Here is a 19,486-nt window from a genome sequence, read left to right as displayed (position 1 = left end):
CCATCTGTAAGTGACAGCTAAAAGCCGCCTTTTACCTCCAACCCATGTGAGTCAAAGGATCATCCGGTATTAGCCCCGGTTTCCCGGAGTTATCCCAGTCTTACAGGTAGGTTGCCCACGTGTTACTCACCCGTCCGCCGCTCATTCCACAGCTCGTCACCCCGAAGGGATCTAACCTGCTTCCTGCGCTCGACTTGCATGTATTAGGCACGCCGCCAGCGTTCGTCCTGAGCCAAGATCAAACTCTCATTAAAGTGTTTGCGCTTCAATAGTTATCCTATTGAATGCTCTTTGCTCGCTTAAAAGCACTAGCTTTTGTCTTATTTCTTTTCTTAACATACTGGTTGTTTTGTTCAGTTTTCAATGATCAATTAGCCTGCCTTACGACAGTATAAACATCTTATCACAGGCTGTACACTATGTCAATAAAAACAATACTTAAATCATCTTTTTTTGACAACAAAAACTATAATACTCGCTTTATTAGAGAAAGTCAATACTTTTTAATTAAAAAACAGGGCTATATAGCCCTGTTTAATAGAATAGTTTTAATTTGCAACAATATTTACTAGCTTACCCGGTACAACAATGACCTTACGAACTGTTTTACCCACTATTTTTTCTTGAACAATCTCATTAGCTAACGCTAACTTCTCAAGTTCATCTTTAGAAATGTTTTTATCAACTAAAACCTTAGCGCGATTCTTACCTAAAATTTGAATAACAATCTCTACCTCATTTTCAACTAACTTAGCTTCATCATATTCTGGCCAAGCTTGATATGAAATAGTATCATTATACCCTAGTTTAAACCAAAGTTCTTCAGCAAGGTGAGGAGCAACAGGTGAGAGTAGTTTAACAAAGCCCTCCGCATATGACTTAGGAATGACGTTAGCTTTATACGCCTCATTAATGAAGACCATCATTTGCGAGATACCTGTATTAAATCGCAAGCTATTAAAATTCTCAGTAACACGTTTAACCGTTTCATGATAAACCTTTTCAAGTTCACTTTCTTCTACTTGCTCCACAATTTTACCAGACAAATCATTTGATTCATCCTTTACAAACAATCTCCAAACACGATCTAAAAAGCGACGTGCACCATCTAACCCACCCTCAGACCAGGCGATCGAAGCATCTAAAGGTCCCATAAACATTTCATATAAGCGCAATGTATCAGCACCGTGGCTCGCAATTATTTCATCTGGATTGACCACATTCCCCTTGGACTTACTCATTTTTTCATTATTTCCTCCAAGTATCATGCCTTGGTTAAATAGTTTCATAAAAGGTTCTTTTGTTGGTACAACGCCAATGTCATAAAGAAATTTGTGCCAAAAACGGGCATAAAGTAAGTGTAAGACAGCATGCTCTGCACCACCAATATAAACATCAACTGGTAACCATTTTTTTAAAGCTTCAGGATCTGCAAGCTGTTCATTATTAGTCGGGTCAATATAACGCAAGAAATACCAACAGCTTCCCGCCCATTGCGGCATTGTATTTGTCTCACGTCTTCCTTTCATTCCCGTTTTAGGATCAATAACATTAACCCAATCATCGATATTAGCAAGAGGTGACTCCCCTGTTCCTGATGGCTTGATGTGCTCCGTTTTAGGCAAAACAAGTGGCAATTCACACTCTGGAACACCCGACATTGTGCCATCTTCCCAATGAATAATTGGAATAGGCTCACCCCAATATCGTTGCCGACTAAATAACCAATCACGAAGACGATAGGTCACTTTCCTTATTCCTTTATTATGGTCCTCAAGCCATTTAATAGCTGTTGAAATTCCTTCTTCTTTATTTAAGCCATTCAGAAAATCGGAATTAATATGCTCGCCATCACCAGTAAAAGCTTCTTCAGTTAAATCACCACCAGCAAGAACTGGGATAATTTCTAAAGTAAAAGTCTGAGCAAATTCATAATCACGTTGATCATGAGCTGGAACAGCCATAATCGCACCTGATCCATAGCTCATTAACACATAATCCGCTACCCAAATCGGGATCTTCCTACCATTAATCGGATTAACAGCATAAGCCCCAGTAAACACGCCTGTTTTATCCTTAGCTAAATCTGTTCTTTCTAAATCACTCTTTAGCTTTACTTGATTTAAGTAAGCTTCAACAGCTTCTTTTTGATCTATTGTGCAAATTGTCTTAACCAATGGATGCTCAGGTGCAAGCACAGCATAGGTTGCACCAAATAATGTATCTGGTCTAGTTGTAAAAACAGAGAACGTTTTATCGTAGTTTGCAACGTCAAAGACAACCTCTGCACCTTCTGAACGTCCAATCCAATTCCTTTGCATATCCTTAATACTTTCAGGCCAATCCAAATCTTCTAGGTCTTCTAGTAGTCGGTCTGCATATTCCGTAATCTTTAGGACCCACTGCTTCATCGGCTTGCGTTCTACTGGGTGTCCACCACGCTCACTAACACCATCAATAACCTCTTCATTGGCAAGAACTGTACCTAATGCAGGACACCAATTGACGGCAACTTCATCTATATAAGCTAAGCCTTTTTCATAAAGTTTAAGAAAGATCCATTGTGTCCACTTATAATATTCAGGATCTGTCGTACTAATCTCTCGATCCCAATCGTAGGAAAAACCTAGCTCTTTAATTTGTCGTCTAAACGTTGTTATGTTTTTAGCGGTAAACTCGGCTGGATCATTACCCGTATCAAGTGCATACTGCTCAGCTGGTAAACCAAAAGCATCCCAGCCCATCGGGTGAAGGACTTCATAGCCTTGCATCCGCTTCATTCTTGCTAGTATATCTGTAGCAGTATAGCCTTCAGGGTGACCAACATGGAGACCTGCTCCAGATGGATATGGAAACATATCTAATGCATAAAATTTATCCTTTGTTGATTTCGTATCTGATTTAAACGTTTTGTTCGTTAACCAATGGTCACGCCACTTTTTTTCAACTTGCTTATGATCAAAAGTCATAACTACCTTCCTCCTTTTAGTTACCCAGTTCCCTACGACAAATTAAGAACGTTTGTTCTAAATGTATAAAAAGCCCTCATCCCAAAACTGGGACGAGAGCTTTTCCCGCGGTACCACCCAAAATTAATATCAATAAACTGATATTCACTTTGTTTCTTTAACGCAGAATACGGCGATTATTACTTTCGCTGACAATCGCAACATCAAAGGTGAGTTCATATTGGATAGGGGTAACTTACACCGTCCGTTACCTCTCTTTAAATCCTATCATTAATACTACTAGTCCTTCTCACTTGTCGTTCCTTCATATATGTAATCGTATTGTAAGGAAACATACACCTTTTGTCAAGCTTTCGGTCGTTATTTTTCAACTGAATAATGCGCAATGACGAGCACTATGATAAAATAATGCTCGTATAAATACATGAATATAAAGGAGTACTTAGTTTGAAGAACCCATTTCCATATTCGCTTGACCACAAACGTTATCATTCTTGGAATTACTATTTGAAAAATATATTTGGTGAAAAGATTTTTAAAGTTGCCTTAGACGGAGGGTTTGATTGCCCTAATCGTGACGGAACAGTTGCCTATGGTGGATGCACCTTCTGCTCTGTTGCAGGAAGTGGGGATTTCGCAGGTGATCGTGCTCACGATTTAACGACACAATTTCACGAAGTAAAAGAGCGCATGCATACTAAATGGCCAAACGCCAAATATATTGGTTATTTTCAGGCTTATACTAACACACATGCGCCAGTCTCAGAGCTAAGGGAAAAATATGAAGTTATCTTACAGCAAGAGAATGTCGTGGGCATGTCGATTGGGACTAGACCTGATTGCTTACCAGATGACGTTGTCGAGTACTTAGCGGAGTTGAACGAGCGGACTTTCCTATGGGTTGAGCTAGGCTTACAAACCATGCACCAACAAACGTCAGATCTCATTAACCGTGCTCATGATATGGAATGCTATTTGGAGGGCGTTGCGAAACTACGTAGGCATAACATTAATGTTTGTACCCACATCATTAATGGCTTACCTGGAGAGAATTATCAAATGATGCTGGATACTGCGAAGGCCGTGAGCGAAATGGATGTACAAGGTATTAAAATTCATATGATGCATCTTCTTAAAGGTACGCCAATGGTAAAACAGTATGAAAAGGGTCTGCTTAAATTCATGACCAAGGATGAATATATTCAGCTTGTTGTCGATCAGTTAGAGCTTTTACCAAAGGAAATGATTGTTCACCGTATTACTGGTGATGGCCCACCCGAATTATTAATTGGACCGATGTGGAGTATGAGCAAATGGGAAGTGTTAAATGCAATTGATGCTGAATTCAAAAAAAGAGATAGCTTTCAAGGTAAAACATACAACAGATTAGCTCGGGTATTACCATGCTAAAGCGTGTCATCCCGTTTGCGCATGAACTTATTCAAAAAGCAACAAAACCCGGAGAAATTGTAGTCGATGCCACATGTGGTAATGGCCATGATACCATTGTTTTATGCAAAGCAACAGGACCAAATGGAAAGGTATATGCATTTGATGTTCAAAAAGCCGCCATTGAAAATACGCAAGCTTTACTTGACGCTAATAACATCACCCATGCTGAGTTAATTCATGATAGTCACCACCATGTTGATCGTTACTTAAAAGAAGAACAAGATCTCCTTGCCGGAGCTATCTTTAATCTTGGGTATCTCCCAGGAAGTAACAAATCTGTGATAACCAAACCAGAATACACATTAGAAGCGATTAACAAAATGCTAGCTCTATTAAAGGTTGGTGGTGTCATTGTTTGCGTCGTTTATTATGGACATCCAGGTGGACAAGAGGAAAAGGATGCCTTAATAAATAAACTAGGCCAGCTTAATCAAAAAAAATATCAAGTCCTTCAATACGGGTTTATTAATCAACGCAACCATCCCCCGTTTATTATTGCAATCGAAAAAAAGAATGACAAGTTACTATAAACAAACGACCATTCCAGTACTGGAATGGTCGTTTGTTAAATCTTAGAGTTCAACTGGCTTAATATTATTGAGCTAGTTGGGAAATTTGCTTAATACCTTGCTGTTCGACATTAATCTGGTACCAAATCATAAAGACTAAAACAGTCCATATTTTGCGACTGTAGTCCTGCTTCCCTTCACGATGCATCTCTAATAATGAAAGGACATACTGATGATTAATTAAGTGCTCGGTCGATCCTTCCATTATGATCGCTTTAGCCCAATCATACATTTCATCCTTTAACCAATGACGGATAGGGACAGGAAAACCTAGTTTCTTTCGATCAATTACATGGTCTGGGACAATTCCTTTAGCGGCTTCTCGCAAAACATATTTTGTTGTCCCATTAGCTATTTTATATTCAACAGGGATTTCCATTGCTAAATCAAATACTTTTTTGTCTAGGAACGGGACTCTTAATTCAAGTGAATGCGCCATTGTCATCCGATCTGCTTTTAATAAAATGTCGCCCCTTAACCAAGTATGTAAATCAATATATTGCATTTGATTTACCGCATGCATACTACCCGCTTCTTCAAAATAAGGCTTTGTAATAGCCTGAAAATCAAGGTCAGCCCGGTATTTTTTTAAGACCTTTTCTAAAGCACTTCCTTCAAACATTTTAGCGTTACCAATATAACGCTCAGCTAACGGTGTTGTACCGCGCTCAATAAAGCTTTTCCCTTTAACACCTTCTGGCATCATTTTAGCCAAATAATTAAGCATTCTTTTTAATCTCTCTGGTAGATAATTAAAATGTCGTAACGATTCTGGCTCTCGATAAATATTATAGCCACCAAATAGTTCGTCCGCCCCTTCTCCAGATAAGACCACCTTAACCTGTTTACGCGCTTCCTCAGCAACAAAATAAAGGGGAATAGATGCAGGATCTGCTAATGGGTCATCAAGATACCAAATTATTCTGGGCAGCTCCTTCATATACTGTTCAGCGGTAATTATTTTAGCGAAATTTTCAACGTTTAATTTTTCGGCGGTTTGGCTAGCAACATCAATTTCTGAGAAACCATCCCGTTCAAAACCGACAGAAAAAGTCTTAATCTTTGGATTAAACTGTTTAGCAGCGGCAACTATGAATGATGAATCAATTCCGCCAGATAAAAATGAACCCACCGGCACGTCACTTCGCATATGTATGCCGACTGATTCAATAATAGATTCCTGGACACGGGTAACCAGCTTGCTAAAGTCACTTTGAATTGGGCGAAACGTAGCCTTCCAATAACAATTAACTTCAAAATGACCAGCCACCGTTTGTTTAATAAAATGGCCAGGTTCAAGTTTACAAATCTGTTCGTTTAAAGTACTTGGCTCTGGAACGTACTGAAAGCTTAAATACTGTTGCAGTGCTTGTTCATTAAAAGTAAACAGCTCTTCGCCATTAAAGCTTTTAAGCTCACTTGCAAAAGTCAACGCTTCAGCTTCACGTTTATAATAAAGGGGCTTTATCCCAAATGGATCCCGAGCTGCAAAAATTTCTTGCTCTTCTGTATCCCAAATTAAGATCGCAAACATACCACGCAACATTTTAAAAGCTTGTTCTCGGTGCTTAATAAACGCTTGCAGGACTACCTCCGTATCAGAATCAGTTTGAAAGTTAAACCCGTCAGCTATTAGCTGCTCTCTTAATTCAATATAATTATAAACCTCGCCATTAAAAACCATGACATAACGTTGGTCCTGTGACACAAAAGGTTGGTGACCATTTTCCAGGTCAATAATACTCAAGCGGCGAAATCCCAAACTTACAAATTGATCCTCGTAATAACCACTATCATCCGGACCACGGTGGGTAATTCTCTCGGTTCCTAAGTACAGCGCTTCCTTATCCTTATTAATTATTTTCTCCTGATTATATTGTAAAAACCCAAAGAAACCACACATTTGACAATCTCCTCTTCTTCAAACTCCTATATAGCTTAGACGACTATTATGTAAAAACTGTTACATTTTTAAATCAATTAATTATTATGCCTTATACTATGATGTAAAAGGGCTAACAAGATACTTCCTTTATACAAAAAACACTTTAGATTTATTACTTTCTCCAATTCACCTTATTTAATACTTAATTCCCTTTACAGATAATAATAAACTGACGTTTTTTTACACAAAAAGACCAATTCCATTATAATCAAGTTATAATGGAATTGGTCTCCGTGCAGTTATGCTTTACTTGCTAACAAATTGATTAATTGCCTCGGCTTTATCTGTCTTTTCCCACGGAAATAAGACATCTGTTCTGCCAAAATGCCCATATGCTGCAGTGTCTTTATAAATGGGTTGTCGTAGGTTAAGCATATTGATAATACCAGCAGGTCTTAAGTCGAAAAGATCACGAACAGCTTCTATTAGCCTTTCTTCACTTACTGCCCCGGTGCCAAATGTATTAATCGCAATCGAAACCGGCTCAGCTACGCCAATAGCATAGGCCAATTGCACTTCACAGGAAGCAGCTAAACCCGATGCAACAATGTTCTTAGCAACATAACGAGCTGCATACGAAGCGGAGCGATCTACTTTAGTAGCATCTTTCCCGCTAAAAGCACCACCACCATGTCGTGCATAACCACCATATGTGTCAACAATAATTTTCCGACCTGTTAAGCCTGCGTCACCTTGTGGGCCACCAATAACAAATCGACCAGTAGGGTTAATAAAGTATTTTGTCTCATCATCGATAAGCTCTTCTGGTACAATCGGAAAAATAACATGTTCTTTTAAATCCGCTTGAATAGTAGACAGCTCAACGTCTTGATGATGTTGAGTTGAAATAACAATGGTATCAACTCGAACAGGTTTATTATTTTCATCATATTCAACTGTTACTTGCGTTTTCCCGTCTGGACGTAAGTAATCAACGGTTTTGTCCTTTCGCACATCTGCTAAGCGCTTCGCTAATTTGTGCGCTAATGAAATAGGCAGGGGCATCAACTCAGGTGTTTCATTATTAGCATAGCCAAACATAAGCCCTTGGTCACCAGCACCAATTGCTTCAATTTCATCTTCCTTCATTCCACCTTCTCTAGCTTCTAAAGCAACGTTAACACCACCGGCAATATCTGCTGATTGTTCATCTATTGCTGTTAAAACGGCACAGGTTTCAAAATCAAAGCCATATTTGGCACGCGTATATCCGATCCCTTTAATCGTTTGTCTAACTATTTTTGGTATATCAACATACGTTGAAGTGGTAATTTCACCTGCAACCAGAACCAATCCAGTTGTCACTGTAGTTTCACACGCTACACGCGCAAGCGGGTCTTTAGCTAAAATTGCGTCTAAAATTGCATCCGAAATTTGATCACTAATTTTATCAGGGTGTCCTTCAGTTACTGACTCTGAGGTAAATAATCGACGATTTGCAGCCATTCTGCATAATCTCCCTTCTGCGACACTTTATCGTGCCTGTTCTTTATTCATTTATTTGAGCGCTTTTACAATAGCCAACTTTATCATAACAGAACTAATGAAGGCTTGGCTATTAAACCGATTGCTTCTCACGTTCTCTTGTTTCATTAGCTAACCGATAACTCATTGTATGCAGTATCGTTAGAATCGCGTTACGAATTTTATCGTAATCCAAACTAACTAAGCTTGTCAACATAATATTTTTTTAAAATCTAACTTTAGCATTTCCTATCTTTCCACAGCTATTAAACATCTTTTAATTTTGTCTATGCAACCCATTAACGCTAAGGAAGGTAGTCGTTCAACGGGCACCAACCTAATAACACATGCATACGTTAAAGAAAAAGGTTACTTACAAAAGGAGTTTACTTATGAAAAGAGTGATGAAACTACTGGCAGTAGCCCTGATGCTACTAGTATTTGTAGGGTGCTCCTCTGATGAAGCTTTAACAACAATTCGCGTTGCCGAGGTTACTCGGAGCATTTTCTATGCTCCACAATATGTTGCATTAGAGTTAGGTTATTTTGAGGACGAAGGATTAGAGGTCGAACTACAGACGATTGCTGGTGGCGATAAGGTGATGATCGCACTTCTCTCGAACAACTCAGATATTGGTCTTGTTGGATCGGAGACTTCAATTTATGTAGCAGCTCAAGGCGCGGAAGATCCAATTATTAATTTTGCCCAACTTACGCAAACAGATGGGACCTTTCTCGTTGCTCGAGCAGAAAATGACCATTTTTCATTTTCGGATTTGGCAGGTGAAACGTTTCTTGGTCAAAGAAAGGGTGGGATGCCTCAGATGGTTGGGGAATATGTTTTGAAAGAGCACGGTATTGATCCTGAAACAGACTTAGAACTCATTCAAAATATAGACTTTGCAAATATTGCGAGTTCTTTTTTAGCTGGTACCGGTGACTACGTTCAATTATTTGAGCCAACAGCAAGTCAGTTTGTTAAAGACGGGAATGGCCACATTGTGGCATCTTTTGGTGAGGAATCCGGGAATGTGCCTTATACTGTTTTTATGGCAAAGGAAAGTTTTTTAGCTGAACATGAAGATGCGGTATTGAAATTCACCCGTGCAATCTACCGAGCACAACAGTTTGTCGAGAGCAATGAACCAGAAGCGATAGCTGAGATTGTTCAACCCTTCTTCGTTGAAACAGATGGGGAACTCTTAACAAGCGCCGTTGCTCGTTACAAAGCACAAGGTTCTTATGCCAACAATCCGCTCCTCGAACAAGCTTCTTGGGAGCAGCTAAAGACTATTATGAGCAAAGCCGGTGAGTTGCCTGCTGACATTGATTATGAAGAGCTTGTTAATCGACAATTCGCTGAACAGGTGCTTGATGAATAAGGAGGTCAAAAAGCTTGAGTTACTTGGAGTTAGATGGTATTAGTCACTATTACTTTAGTGAACAGCAATGCAAGCAAGCTATTGATCAAGTATCGCTTTCTATTGAAAAGGGAAAATTCACTGCGCTATTAGGACCGAGCGGCTGTGGGAAAACGACATTACTATCCATTATTGCACAGCTTATCAAGCCAACAGAAGGGGCAGTAACTATTGAAAGACGTTCAGTAGAACAACATAGCCGAATGATTGGCTACATGTTGCAACAGGATTATTTGTTTCCTTGGAAAACCATTCTTGATAATGTCTGTATTGGTCCAAAGCTTCACGGAGAATTAACTGAATTAGAATTTAACAAAGCAAAAGCACTTCTTCGTAAGGTTAGTCTCGACCATGTGGAAGAATTATACCCTAATCAATTATCTGGTGGTATGAGACAGCGAGTAGCACTTGCTCGCACGCTTATGACAGATCCAGCTATTTTGCTTCTTGATGAACCATTCTCAGCATTAGATTTTCAGACAAAGCTATTACTTGAGAATTTCATGGTAGAAATGCTTAGTCAGTATAAAAAAACCGCCATTTTAGTTACCCATGATATTGGAGAAGCTATCGCGATGAGTGATGATATTTACTTAATGCAACCGAATCCTGGTAGAATACATCTCCACCTTACTGTCCCAGAAGTAGTAAGGGAACTTTCACCTATTGAAGCAAGGCGACATCCAGAATATCATCGTTTATTTGATGAAATTTGGAAGGAGATGACTGAACTTGACCAACAAGAATCTAAATAATCATCCCCTTTACACAACTTTTCTTAAGAAACTTGCTCGAGAAAAATATATCGTTAGATTTTTTCAGGTTATTATTTTTTTAACCTTCTTTCTAGCGTGGGAGATCGCTAGTGAATCAGGTTGGGTTGATCCGCTAATTTTCAGCTCACCTAGTCGTGTTTTTCGACTTATAATCACTGCTACAATTGATGGATCTCTTTGGTATCATTTGCGCATTACGGTTTTTGAAACAATCGCTGGGTTTTTAATTGGTACACTTGCAGGCGTTTTACTCGCTTTCTTATTATGGTATTCTAAACGGTTCTCCGATATCATTGACCCTTATCTTGTTGTTTTCAATGCCCTTCCTAAGGTCGCCCTAGGTCCTATTATTATTGTCGTACTTGGACCTGGCTACGGTGCAATTATTACGATGGGCGCTATTATTTGTGTTATTGTCTCAGCTCTTGTGGTATACAACGGTTTTTACAAAGTGGATGATAACTATATAAAGGTGCTAACAAGCTTTGGGGCAACAAAATGGCAGAAATTTATTGAAGTTGTTTTTCCTGCTTCCTTACCAACTATTATTTCAACCTTCAAAGTGAATGTAGGACTTTCCTGGGTTGGGGTCATTGTTGGTGAATTTTTAGTAGCATCTAAAGGACTCGGCTATTTAATTGTTTATGGCTTTCAAGTGTTTAACTTTACTCTTGTCTTATATAGCTTGGTCCTAATTGCTTTCTTAGCAGCAATTATGTATCAAGCAGTAGCTTACTTGGAAAAATGGCTACTTAAAATCGTTCACTAATTCAACACAAAACGCTAGTTTATCGTTACTACTAGCGTTTTGTTACAAGAATTCTTCTTCAATTTTAAGTAAGCTTTTTTCTAATACTTTATCCTTCATAATAAAACTATATAGCTTTTGATTAATAAGATTACTTGGTAGAACATCTAATAAAATTGGTCCATCTGTTTCATAATAGGTATCCTGTAACTCAAGTTTTAATATTTGTGCGAAATAGATATTCTTAATCACAAGCTCACTTTTACCGTCAACACAATATTGGCCAAGATAGCTAATCTTTTTTACCAAACCACCTGTCTCTTCTTTGATTTCACGAATAGCAGCTTGCTGAGCTGTCTCTCCAGGCTCAACCTTGCCTCCTGGAAATTCTAAACCTCTTCCTCTATGCTTTGTTAAAAGCCAGCTATTATTTAATCTACAAATAACGAACACATGTCTCGGGTTAGTTGAGAAAGGATTAAACTCAAAAGAGAGTTTAACTGTGTTTTGATAATAATCCTTAAAAGAATACATTGGCATCGCTACTTTCAAATAATATCTGTTGATCCAGGATAGACTTCTTCATTAAAATGATTAATTCGAATGATTTCCCAATTATCATTATAGGCAAATTCTATTTCAATTTTATAAGGCCCGTGTAGATCTGTAACTGTTTCTTGAAAAACAACAAACGTACCGTTAGCGGACTCGGTCACTTCGTATGGGACGCCGACGACAAACCACGGGGGTAACTCTGTCGGGAGAATGTATATGCTATCATCTAGTTCTTGATAGTAGAAATCTAAGTAAGGTTTAACTGACTCTCGGGTCGCTATTCCGTCAAAAAGCTCGTATAACTGTTCTTTTGAAGAATAGTTAATAACGCTATAGTCTTCATTAATTTCCTGTACAAGTGTTTCAATAAATAAATCTGTTTTTTCTATTATAACAGCTTCTGTCAAGACTTCTCCTTCTTCAAGACGACCCGCTCGTCTAGCTTCTAAAAGATCTCCTTCTTTTTTAAAATTGGATTCACGTAGATTATTATTGTCACTGGCCTGATTGCCATTTACACCGTAAAGTGTGTTGATCAAATTGACGTGTAGCAGCAATGCAAGAAGTACTATTACAAAAAACGTTAATAAATAAGCTCCTTTTACCTTCTTCACAAGCTAACCCCCCAATCAATAATAAGCTAATCTTATCTATAATGCTTCCACTTTATCATAGCAGTTAAACATTATAATTTGAAAAGCTTGCTTACAAAAAAACATAATATTCGCATCATACTTCGTGATAACTTATGTGCAATTTGAGAAAATATGAACTAGAAAAGCTATGGTTTTAAGAACGATCTTAATTTTGACAGCAAATAATTAAACATTTGATCACTCATCTATGCTAGAGGATAAATCAAGTTAATAAAAAGGTGAAGTAGCAAATGCCCTTCACCTTTTTTGCAATACGTATTATTCATTTTTTAAAGTATCATTTATAATGCCTGTTTATCATGATTAATAAAGAGGTAGCCTCTTCCTCTAATTGTCTTAATATAATGAGGCTTTCTACGCTCTGACTCAAGCTTTTGTCTTAAACGACTAATGAAAACATCAATAATTCGATCATCCGTTGTGTGTGATTGACTGGATAATGCCTTAGCTAGCTCCTCACGCTCAAGCACCTTGCCTTTATTTAAAAATAAATAGTGCAGTAATTCAAATTCTTTTCTAGTCAGCTCAATTAATTGCTTATCATTGTACAACGTATAATTTGCTGGATCAATTGTTAATCCGCCATTGGTAAGAGACTTACTTTTAGGATCATGCTTTTTTTGTGAATTATTATTTTGTAGGTAATCATGACTACTTCTTCGTAGGATTGCCTTAATTCGAGCAAGTAATTCCTTTACCCTAAAAGGCTTAATAACAAAATCGTCAGCACCAAGTTCAAGTCCTAGCGTACAGGTAAGCTCATCCTGATCAGACGAGAGCAAAACAATTGGAGCCAGTAACTTCAAGTCCCTTCTTAGATGTTTACATAATTCTAAACCATCAATAGATAGGTCTAAATCAATAACGATTGCTTTTAAATCCAATCTTTCTGCTAAGCGAATAGCCTCTTCAAACTCTTCTGTTTCCCAGATTAAGTATCCTCGATTATGAAACACTTCTCGAAGTGATGCTTCTACAATATGTTGATTAGCAACAAAAAGCACCGAATGATCCAGTTTAGCCACCCCCTATCAATAACACTATCTCTACTATAGTTATCATTATAAGGATAATAAGTTAAGCGATTATAAAGTTCTTGTAAAAATAGTGTAAATTTAATCACTTAACAATTTAGAGTACATTATATTCCTGAAAAAATAATAACTTATATTTAAAATAGTCATTGAGCCTTGAACGTATTTGGAGAGTCGGTATGCACTCCCCATGTTGACTTTATTATCCGTCTAGCACACTAGGTCGTTTCAAAAAGGAATGGAATCGCTTTCCTCAGAGCTGGCTTCGGGCCTACAGGATGTAAGTCAGTTAGACGTTGTCCCTGGACGGGTTTAGTCTAACATCCCCACTTTGTAAAGAAATGCGCGCAAAAGTGGATCTTCAGCTCATCCTGTTCCCGCAGGAGTCTCACCCATTGCTTATTTCCACATAGTTAGATGTCCATCATAAATGAATCAGTTCGATCGTGCAAAATTAGGAGTAGAAGCGAAAATAACACCGACGGAAAGCGGAACATAGCTCCACTAAGGGTTAATAACGACAGCTTTATCAGTAGGAGGTTATCAAAATAGCTACTGGTCATGGCAATACATAATCTTAATCCCTCGTCCATCCTTCAGTCAGCTTAGCTAAACCTTATTTTCTTTTGTTGAAAATATACTCACCACCACTAATTGTTTTTAATCAAAAAAATCGGGCCCTCAATGGGGCCCAATAGTAAACCAATTTATATTAATTAAACGCTGTTTGCTTTTGTTTAATCCACGGCTTTAATTTTACAAATAACGGAATAAAAAGTATCGAGACAATAATGCTTTTTACAATATTAAATGGAACAACCCCTGCAAAAATCGCACTGAGCATCGCGGTATCAGACATTTCCCAGCCCATAATGCCACTGTAGATCGGGAGCAATACATAAAAATTTAAAAAACCCATGGCGATTGTCATAATAATTGTACCTGTTACTAATCCCGAAACTAAACTTTTGTTGCCTTTGAATCGATGGTAAACCATAGCAATTGGGACAACAAACGATACACCAGCAACAAAGTTAGCAAAGACACCCACTGGATCTGCAGCTCCAGTAAAAAGCAAATATAGGACATTTTTTATTAATTGGACAATAACACCTGCCATTGGCGAAAAAATTAATGCTGCCAAAAGCGTAGGTACCTCGCCAAAGTCAACCTTTAAATAAGGGGGTAAAAAAGGTAATGGAAAATTTAGAAATAATAAGACCATTGAAATTGTTCCAAACAGAGATAAAATAATTAATTTTGTTAAATTTGATGACGTTTTTTTCATGTCAACATCCTCCTTCATCTTTAAATACCGATTGAGATCTTACCTTGATGAAGGGAAAGTAACCTCTTTCAACCATAAAAAATCCTAAAGCAAAAGGGGCTTTAGGATTAAAATAGGCATCAAGAAATAAAATGGCTAGGCCATGTTACTCTGCATCTTCTCCCATCCAGACTTTAACTGTCGGTCCCGGATTCACACCAGGTCCACCGCAAATAAAATGCGGGTCACGGACTTACAGTAAAAATTTACTGCTCACCGTCGGTCGGGAATTACACCCTGCCCCGAAGATTCAATCGATATGTTGTTATAAACAGTATATTATACTGCAATAAATTTGTGAAGCGTTTTGTTTGAACTTTTTTCACATGTTCAAGAAATAGACACATTTAATCCTCTAATGGATTTAAATTCTCATTACCGGTTAAGTTGGCAATGAATTGAACAATTAAATCAATTTCCTGTTCAAGATCGCTGAGACTAACCATTTCAACAGGGGAATGCATATAGCGTAACGGAAGAGAAACTAAACTGACTGGAACACCCTTTCCTGTTAAACGCATTTTATCAGCATCTGTTCCTGTCATCCTTGGCGTCAGCTCGTATTGTACAGGAAGCTCCAATTGTTGAGCAGCTTCTTCAAGCCACTGATTAATTTTTCTGTTAATCGGTGCACCTTTAGCTAATACCGGCCCTCCACCAAGCTTAATATCGCCATATTTATTTTGGTTAACATGTGGATAATCAGTCGCAAAAGTAACATCACAGGCAATAGCCATATTTGGCTCAACCCCGGCAGCAGCAAAATAAGCCCCACCCATGTTTGTCTCTTCATTAACGGTGCTCACAGCGTATACCCCTACTTTGCTTTCCATTTTTGCTAGCTTTCTTAATACCTCAGCAACAATAAATGCACCCGTACGATTATCTAGGCCACGCCCTGATAAATACCGATCCATTAATAATTCTGGTTCTCGCTTATATACAGCTAAATCACCTATTTGAACATATTGCTCAATTTCCTCTTTGGATTTTGCCCCACAATCGATAAATAAGTTTTCTACGTCAAAGTCGCCTTTTATCCCACCATGGTGTTGGGCATTAACGCCAATAACACCCGTTAACTCTTGTTTAGCACCAAGGATCGTAACTTTCATACCAACTGCTGCTTTTGGATTTATGCCGCCCATTTTATCGAAATAAAGATAACCAGCTGCATCAATACGATTAATGACAAGCCCGATTTCATCAATATGCCCTGCAAGTAATACTTTAAATTCCGCATTAGGATTTAACACAGCAATAACATTACCGGCATGATCAGTACGAATCTCATCAGCAAATGGCTCTACGTACTGTAACCATCTTTTCTGAATCTTCATTTCCATGCTGGATGGAGATGGGGTTTTAAGCAATTCAATTAAGTCATTTAAATTATCTATGGTCATCACTTTCTTCTCCTTTTCTGCTTCGTTTATGATTTTGTTTTTTTGGTAAATACTAAAATGGATAGAGGGGGTGGAACATGATTATTAAAATTAAACAATATTATTTTCAGCTGCCATTTCTGCTTAAACTATTTTTCTTTATTTTCCTCTTTACAATGAGCTTCGGTTGGGCCATTCATTTAATCGAACCAACCATCTTCCCGACACTACTTGATGGTGTCTGGTGGGCAATCATTACTGGCGCAACAGTAGGGTACGGGGACTATGTTCCGCATTCCACCTTGGGACGTTTGTTGACATTTGCCCTTATTCTTGCTGGTGGGGGAGCAATTACTTTTTACATGGCCTCCATTGCATCAGCGACAGTTAAACTGGAGCAGCAACGATTAAATGGCAATGGTACCTTTCAAGGGAAGCAGCACATTATCATCATAGGCTGGAACGAGCGCTCAAAAGCATTGTTTAATCAATTAAAATCAAATAGCAGTAGCCAACAAGTTATTTTAATTGATTCGACCTTAACTCAGCTCCCCATGAAGTATGCTGACTTTCATTATGTTAAAGGTGACCCAACTATTGAGCGAACAGGTCGTGCAGCAAATGCTGCCTGTGCAAAGAAAATAATTATTACTGCAGATCAAAGTCTGACTGAGCGCTTTGCCGATCAAGCAACCATTTTAACCATTATTGCACTTCGGGCATTAAATAATACAGTGAGCATTACTGCTGAAATTCTAACGACTCACCAAGTTGAACATGCAAAATTAGCCGGCGCTAATCAAATTATTGAATCCAATTACATTGTAGCAAACCTTCTTCATCAAGAAATAACAACAAAAAACTAGTACAAACAAATTCCATACATTGAAAGAAAAAGCTATTTGAAGCTGAAATCAATCTTCAAATAGCTTTATTTAAAACGGTAAAAATTATAAGCGTTTTTCTAATTCTTCTTTTTCTTTTTCAAAACCTGGCTTTCCTAGCAAGGCGAACATATTCTTCTTATATGCTTCAACACCTGGTTGATCAAATGGATTTACACCAAGTAAATAACCACTAATTGCACAAGCCTTCTCGAAGAAATATGCCACATAACCAAATGTGTAGGCATCTAATTTCGGTAAATGAACAATTAAATTAGGCACCTGTCCATCGGTATGTGCAAGCATTGTTCCCTGGTAAGCTTTTTCGTTAACAAAGTCTACTGTCTCACCAGCAAGATAATTTAAACCATCTAAATCTTGTTCTTCTTTCCCTAACGTAATATCATGCTTTGGCGTTTCCACATGAAGAACTGTTTCAAAAATATCACGGCGACCCTCTTGAACATATTGACCTAATGAGTGCAGGTCAGTAGAGAAATTTGCCGAAGATGGATAAATTCCTTTAAAGTCTTTACCCTCACTCTCACCAAACAACTGTTTCCACCATTCCGCAAAATATTGCAATGCAGGCTCATAATTAATCAGCATTTCAATTGTTTTACCTTTATTGTAAAGCACATTACGAATTGCAGCGTATTGATAAGCAGGATTGCTATCTAAGCTATCGCCACTTAATTCGACTTGAGCTTTATAGGCACCATCCATCATTTCATCAATATTAACGCCACTTGCTGCGATTGGCAATAGACCTACCGCTGTTAAAACAGAATACCTTCCACCGACATCGTCAGGAATAATAAAACTTTCATAGCCTTGCTCAGTTGCTAACGTTTTTAATGCTCCGCGCGCACGATCAGTTGTTGCATAAATTCGCGTTCTCGCTTCTTCTACACCGTACTTATCTTCTAAATACTTACGGAAGATTCGAAAAGCAATGGCAGGCTCAGTTGTCGTTCCACTCTTAGAAATGACATTAATAGAAACATCTTTACCTTCCAACAAATCATAAAGATCCGTCATATAGGTTGAACTTATGCTATTTCCAACAAATATCACCTGAGGTGCTTGGCGCTTTTCTTTTGGCAAAATGTTATAAAATGAGTGGTTAAGCATTTCAATTGCTGCACGTGCTCCTAAATATGAGCCACCAATACCAATTACAAGTAAAATATCGGAATCGGCTTTAATTTTTTCGGCTGATTTTTTTATTCGGGCAAACTCTTCTTTATCATATTGCTCTGGAAGATCAACCCAACCTAAAAAGTCGTTACCTGCTCCCGTTTTATTATGTATCATTTCATGTGCAAGCTTAACTGGTTCTTTTAAATAATCAACTTCGTGTTGCCCAAAGAAACTCAAAGCCTTGTCATATTCAAAACGTATGTGTGTCATGAAAAAAACCTCCAAAAAAGAATAATTTATCTCTTTAAAGATACCTAATCCAACTTGTTAAATCAAGTCAGAATCTTTATCGATGTATAGTTTTGAGCGGAAAAACACATATTAAAAGTGCAGGACAGTTTAGAAAAGGAGGTGCGAACAATGAATGCATTAGAACGAATCGCTCTTGTATTAGTTATTATTGGTGCGATCAATTGGGGCTTAATTGGCTTATTGGAATTTGATCTTGTCGCTACAATATTTGGTGGTGGATCACAAGCAGGTGTTTTCGCACGCATTATTTATGCATTGGTTGGCATTAGTGGATTGGTTAGCTTGAGTATTCTTTTTAAACCTAATCATGAAGTTGAAGAAAACCATCATTATCAACCACAAAGTTAACTTTCATTAAGAATAAAAAAACAGCCAGACTAGCGTATTGTAGTCTGGCTGTTTACTGCTTTATTTATTTTGCTCTGATTGCTTTAACCACTCACTTAATTTATCTTTTAATGTATTGAAGCCTGGCTCTTCTGTTTGATTATGGCTTTGTTTTGTTTGTTTAGGTTTTTCAGTTTGTTTCGGTGCTTCTTCTGTCGCACGAATAGATAATGAATATTTATTTTTTTCTTCATCTATAGATAAAATCTTAACGTTAACCTCATCGCCTACTGTAAGGAATTCGTTAATATCTTTTACAAAACCATGTGTAACTTCAGAGATATGGACTAATCCTTGTACCTCATCACTTAAAGCAACAAACGCTCCGTATGGTTGAACACCTGTTACCTTACCTGTTAAAACTTGACCCTCTGTTAATTTCTCTGACATAATAACAACTCCTATTTTTAATTTGACAAATCGAAAACGACTTTTAGTCATTGGATTTACCGATTCATT

General features: G+C 37.9%; 17 protein-coding genes, 1 rRNA gene, 1 riboswitch and 1 other annotated feature. Of the genes, 7 read left to right on the top strand and 11 right to left on the bottom strand.

The annotated features are described in order from the left end of the window. Positions 1 to 254 (bottom strand): 16S ribosomal RNA (locus BM000_RS13800); the annotation flags it as partial. 294 nt (positions 255 to 548) lie between these two features. After that, positions 549 to 2,969, bottom strand: a complete 2,421-nt coding sequence (gene leuS, locus BM000_RS13795; RefSeq protein ID WP_091499560.1) for a leucine--tRNA ligase — start codon at positions 2,967 to 2,969, stop codon at positions 549 to 551. A gap of 85 nt (positions 2,970 to 3,054) precedes the next feature. Next, positions 3,055 to 3,271, bottom strand: a binding site (T-box leader). A gap of 145 nt (positions 3,272 to 3,416) precedes the next feature. On the opposite strand from leuS, the gene mnmL reads away from it, so the two are divergent. Both mnmL and mnmM read left to right on the top strand, forming a co-directional pair. Continuing rightward, positions 3,417 to 4,379 (top strand): tRNA modification radical SAM protein MnmL/YtqA, encoded by a 963-nt coding sequence (gene mnmL / locus BM000_RS13790; RefSeq protein WP_091499559.1) that lies wholly within the window; start codon positions 3,417 to 3,419, stop codon positions 4,377 to 4,379. Further along, entirely contained in the window at positions 4,373 to 4,951 is a 579-nt protein-coding gene (mnmM, locus tag BM000_RS13785; protein WP_091499557.1) for a tRNA 5-(aminomethyl)-2-thiouridylate-methyltransferase MnmM, read from the top strand. The genes mnmL and mnmM overlap by 7 nt, the downstream gene beginning before the upstream one ends. 64 nt (positions 4,952 to 5,015) lie before the next feature. Here mnmM and asnB read toward each other — a convergent pair whose 3' ends face one another. Both asnB and metK read right to left on the bottom strand, forming a co-directional pair. After that, the gene (gene asnB / locus BM000_RS13780; RefSeq protein WP_091499556.1) at positions 5,016 to 6,893 is read right to left on the bottom strand and encodes an asparagine synthase (glutamine-hydrolyzing); all 1,878 of its coding nucleotides are present in this window, start codon (positions 6,891 to 6,893) and stop codon (positions 5,016 to 5,018) included. A gap of 288 nt (positions 6,894 to 7,181) precedes the next feature. After that, positions 7,182 to 8,381 carry a methionine adenosyltransferase gene (gene metK / locus BM000_RS13775; protein ID WP_091499554.1) on the bottom strand — a complete coding sequence of 400 codons (1,200 nt, stop codon included), beginning with the start codon at positions 8,379 to 8,381 and terminating at the stop codon, positions 7,182 to 7,184. Positions 8,382 to 8,791: 410 nt separating this feature from the next. Between metK and BM000_RS13770 the strand changes: the two genes are divergently transcribed. From BM000_RS13770 to BM000_RS13760, 3 genes are read left to right on the top strand one after another with little or no spacing between them, the layout of a single operon-like run. Continuing rightward, on the top strand, positions 8,792 to 9,781 hold the full coding sequence (locus BM000_RS13770; protein ID WP_091499553.1) for an ABC transporter substrate-binding protein: 990 nt from the start codon (positions 8,792 to 8,794) through the stop codon (positions 9,779 to 9,781). A 14-nt stretch (positions 9,782 to 9,795) separates the two neighbouring features. After that, positions 9,796 to 10,575 carry an ABC transporter ATP-binding protein gene (locus tag BM000_RS13765; protein WP_091499551.1) on the top strand — a complete coding sequence of 260 codons (780 nt, stop codon included), beginning with the start codon at positions 9,796 to 9,798 and terminating at the stop codon, positions 10,573 to 10,575. Beyond that, positions 10,553 to 11,365, top strand: coding sequence for an ABC transporter permease (locus BM000_RS13760; protein WP_091499549.1), 813 nt, complete (start codon positions 10,553 to 10,555; stop codon positions 11,363 to 11,365). The genes BM000_RS13765 and BM000_RS13760 overlap by 23 nt, the downstream gene beginning before the upstream one ends. 42 nt (positions 11,366 to 11,407) lie before the next feature. Here the strand turns inward: BM000_RS13760 and ytkD are convergent, their stop codons facing one another. From ytkD to BM000_RS13735, 5 genes are all read right to left on the bottom strand, one after another. Further along, a complete protein-coding gene (gene ytkD, locus BM000_RS13755) occupies positions 11,408 to 11,878 on the bottom strand; it encodes an RNA deprotection pyrophosphohydrolase (RefSeq protein ID WP_091499548.1) in 471 nt (156 codons plus the stop codon). A gap of 14 nt (positions 11,879 to 11,892) precedes the next feature. Beyond that, positions 11,893 to 12,513 (bottom strand): hypothetical protein, encoded by a 621-nt coding sequence (locus tag BM000_RS13750; RefSeq protein ID WP_091499546.1) that lies wholly within the window; start codon positions 12,511 to 12,513, stop codon positions 11,893 to 11,895. Positions 12,514 to 12,836: 323 nt separating this feature from the next. Further along, on the bottom strand, positions 12,837 to 13,580 hold the full coding sequence (locus BM000_RS13745) for a response regulator transcription factor (RefSeq protein ID WP_245751682.1): 744 nt from the start codon (positions 13,578 to 13,580) through the stop codon (positions 12,837 to 12,839). 721 nt (positions 13,581 to 14,301) lie between these two features. Continuing rightward, positions 14,302 to 14,877: an ECF transporter S component gene (locus BM000_RS13740; RefSeq protein WP_091499544.1), complete on the bottom strand. Its 576-nt coding sequence runs from the start codon at positions 14,875 to 14,877 to the stop codon at positions 14,302 to 14,304. A gap of 150 nt (positions 14,878 to 15,027) precedes the next feature. After that, positions 15,028 to 15,170: riboswitch (FMN riboswitch) on the bottom strand. 93 nt (positions 15,171 to 15,263) lie between these two features. After that, positions 15,264 to 16,322 (bottom strand): M20/M25/M40 family metallo-hydrolase, encoded by a 1,059-nt coding sequence (locus BM000_RS13735; RefSeq protein ID WP_091499543.1) that lies wholly within the window; start codon positions 16,320 to 16,322, stop codon positions 15,264 to 15,266. 77 nt (positions 16,323 to 16,399) lie between these two features. Between BM000_RS13735 and BM000_RS13730 the strand changes: the two genes are divergently transcribed. Then, complete coding sequence (locus tag BM000_RS13730; RefSeq protein ID WP_091499541.1) at positions 16,400 to 17,167, top strand: ion channel; 768 nt, start codon at positions 16,400 to 16,402, stop codon at positions 17,165 to 17,167. 84 nt (positions 17,168 to 17,251) lie between these two features. On the opposite strand, the gene BM000_RS13725 is transcribed toward BM000_RS13730, so the two are convergent. Continuing rightward, positions 17,252 to 18,598: a glucose-6-phosphate isomerase gene (locus BM000_RS13725; RefSeq protein ID WP_091499539.1), complete on the bottom strand. Its 1,347-nt coding sequence runs from the start codon at positions 18,596 to 18,598 to the stop codon at positions 17,252 to 17,254. 150 nt (positions 18,599 to 18,748) lie between these two features. Here BM000_RS13725 and BM000_RS13720 point away from each other — a divergent pair, with 150 nt between their 5' ends. Then, positions 18,749 to 18,988 carry a DUF378 domain-containing protein gene (locus BM000_RS13720; RefSeq protein WP_091499537.1) on the top strand — a complete coding sequence of 80 codons (240 nt, stop codon included), beginning with the start codon at positions 18,749 to 18,751 and terminating at the stop codon, positions 18,986 to 18,988. A 60-nt stretch (positions 18,989 to 19,048) separates the two neighbouring features. Here BM000_RS13720 and yugI read toward each other — a convergent pair whose 3' ends face one another. Then, positions 19,049 to 19,417 carry a S1 domain-containing post-transcriptional regulator GSP13 gene (gene yugI, locus BM000_RS13715; protein WP_091499535.1) on the bottom strand — a complete coding sequence of 123 codons (369 nt, stop codon included), beginning with the start codon at positions 19,415 to 19,417 and terminating at the stop codon, positions 19,049 to 19,051. Positions 19,418 to 19,486: the final 69 nt, after the last annotated feature.

It is taken from the genome of Amphibacillus marinus (assembly GCF_900110345.1).
Lineage (GTDB): Bacteria > Bacillota > Bacilli > Bacillales > Amphibacillaceae > Amphibacillus_D > Amphibacillus_D marinus.
Note: the sequence above shows the minus strand (reverse complement) of the source record. Positions and strands in the feature narration are given on the sequence as shown.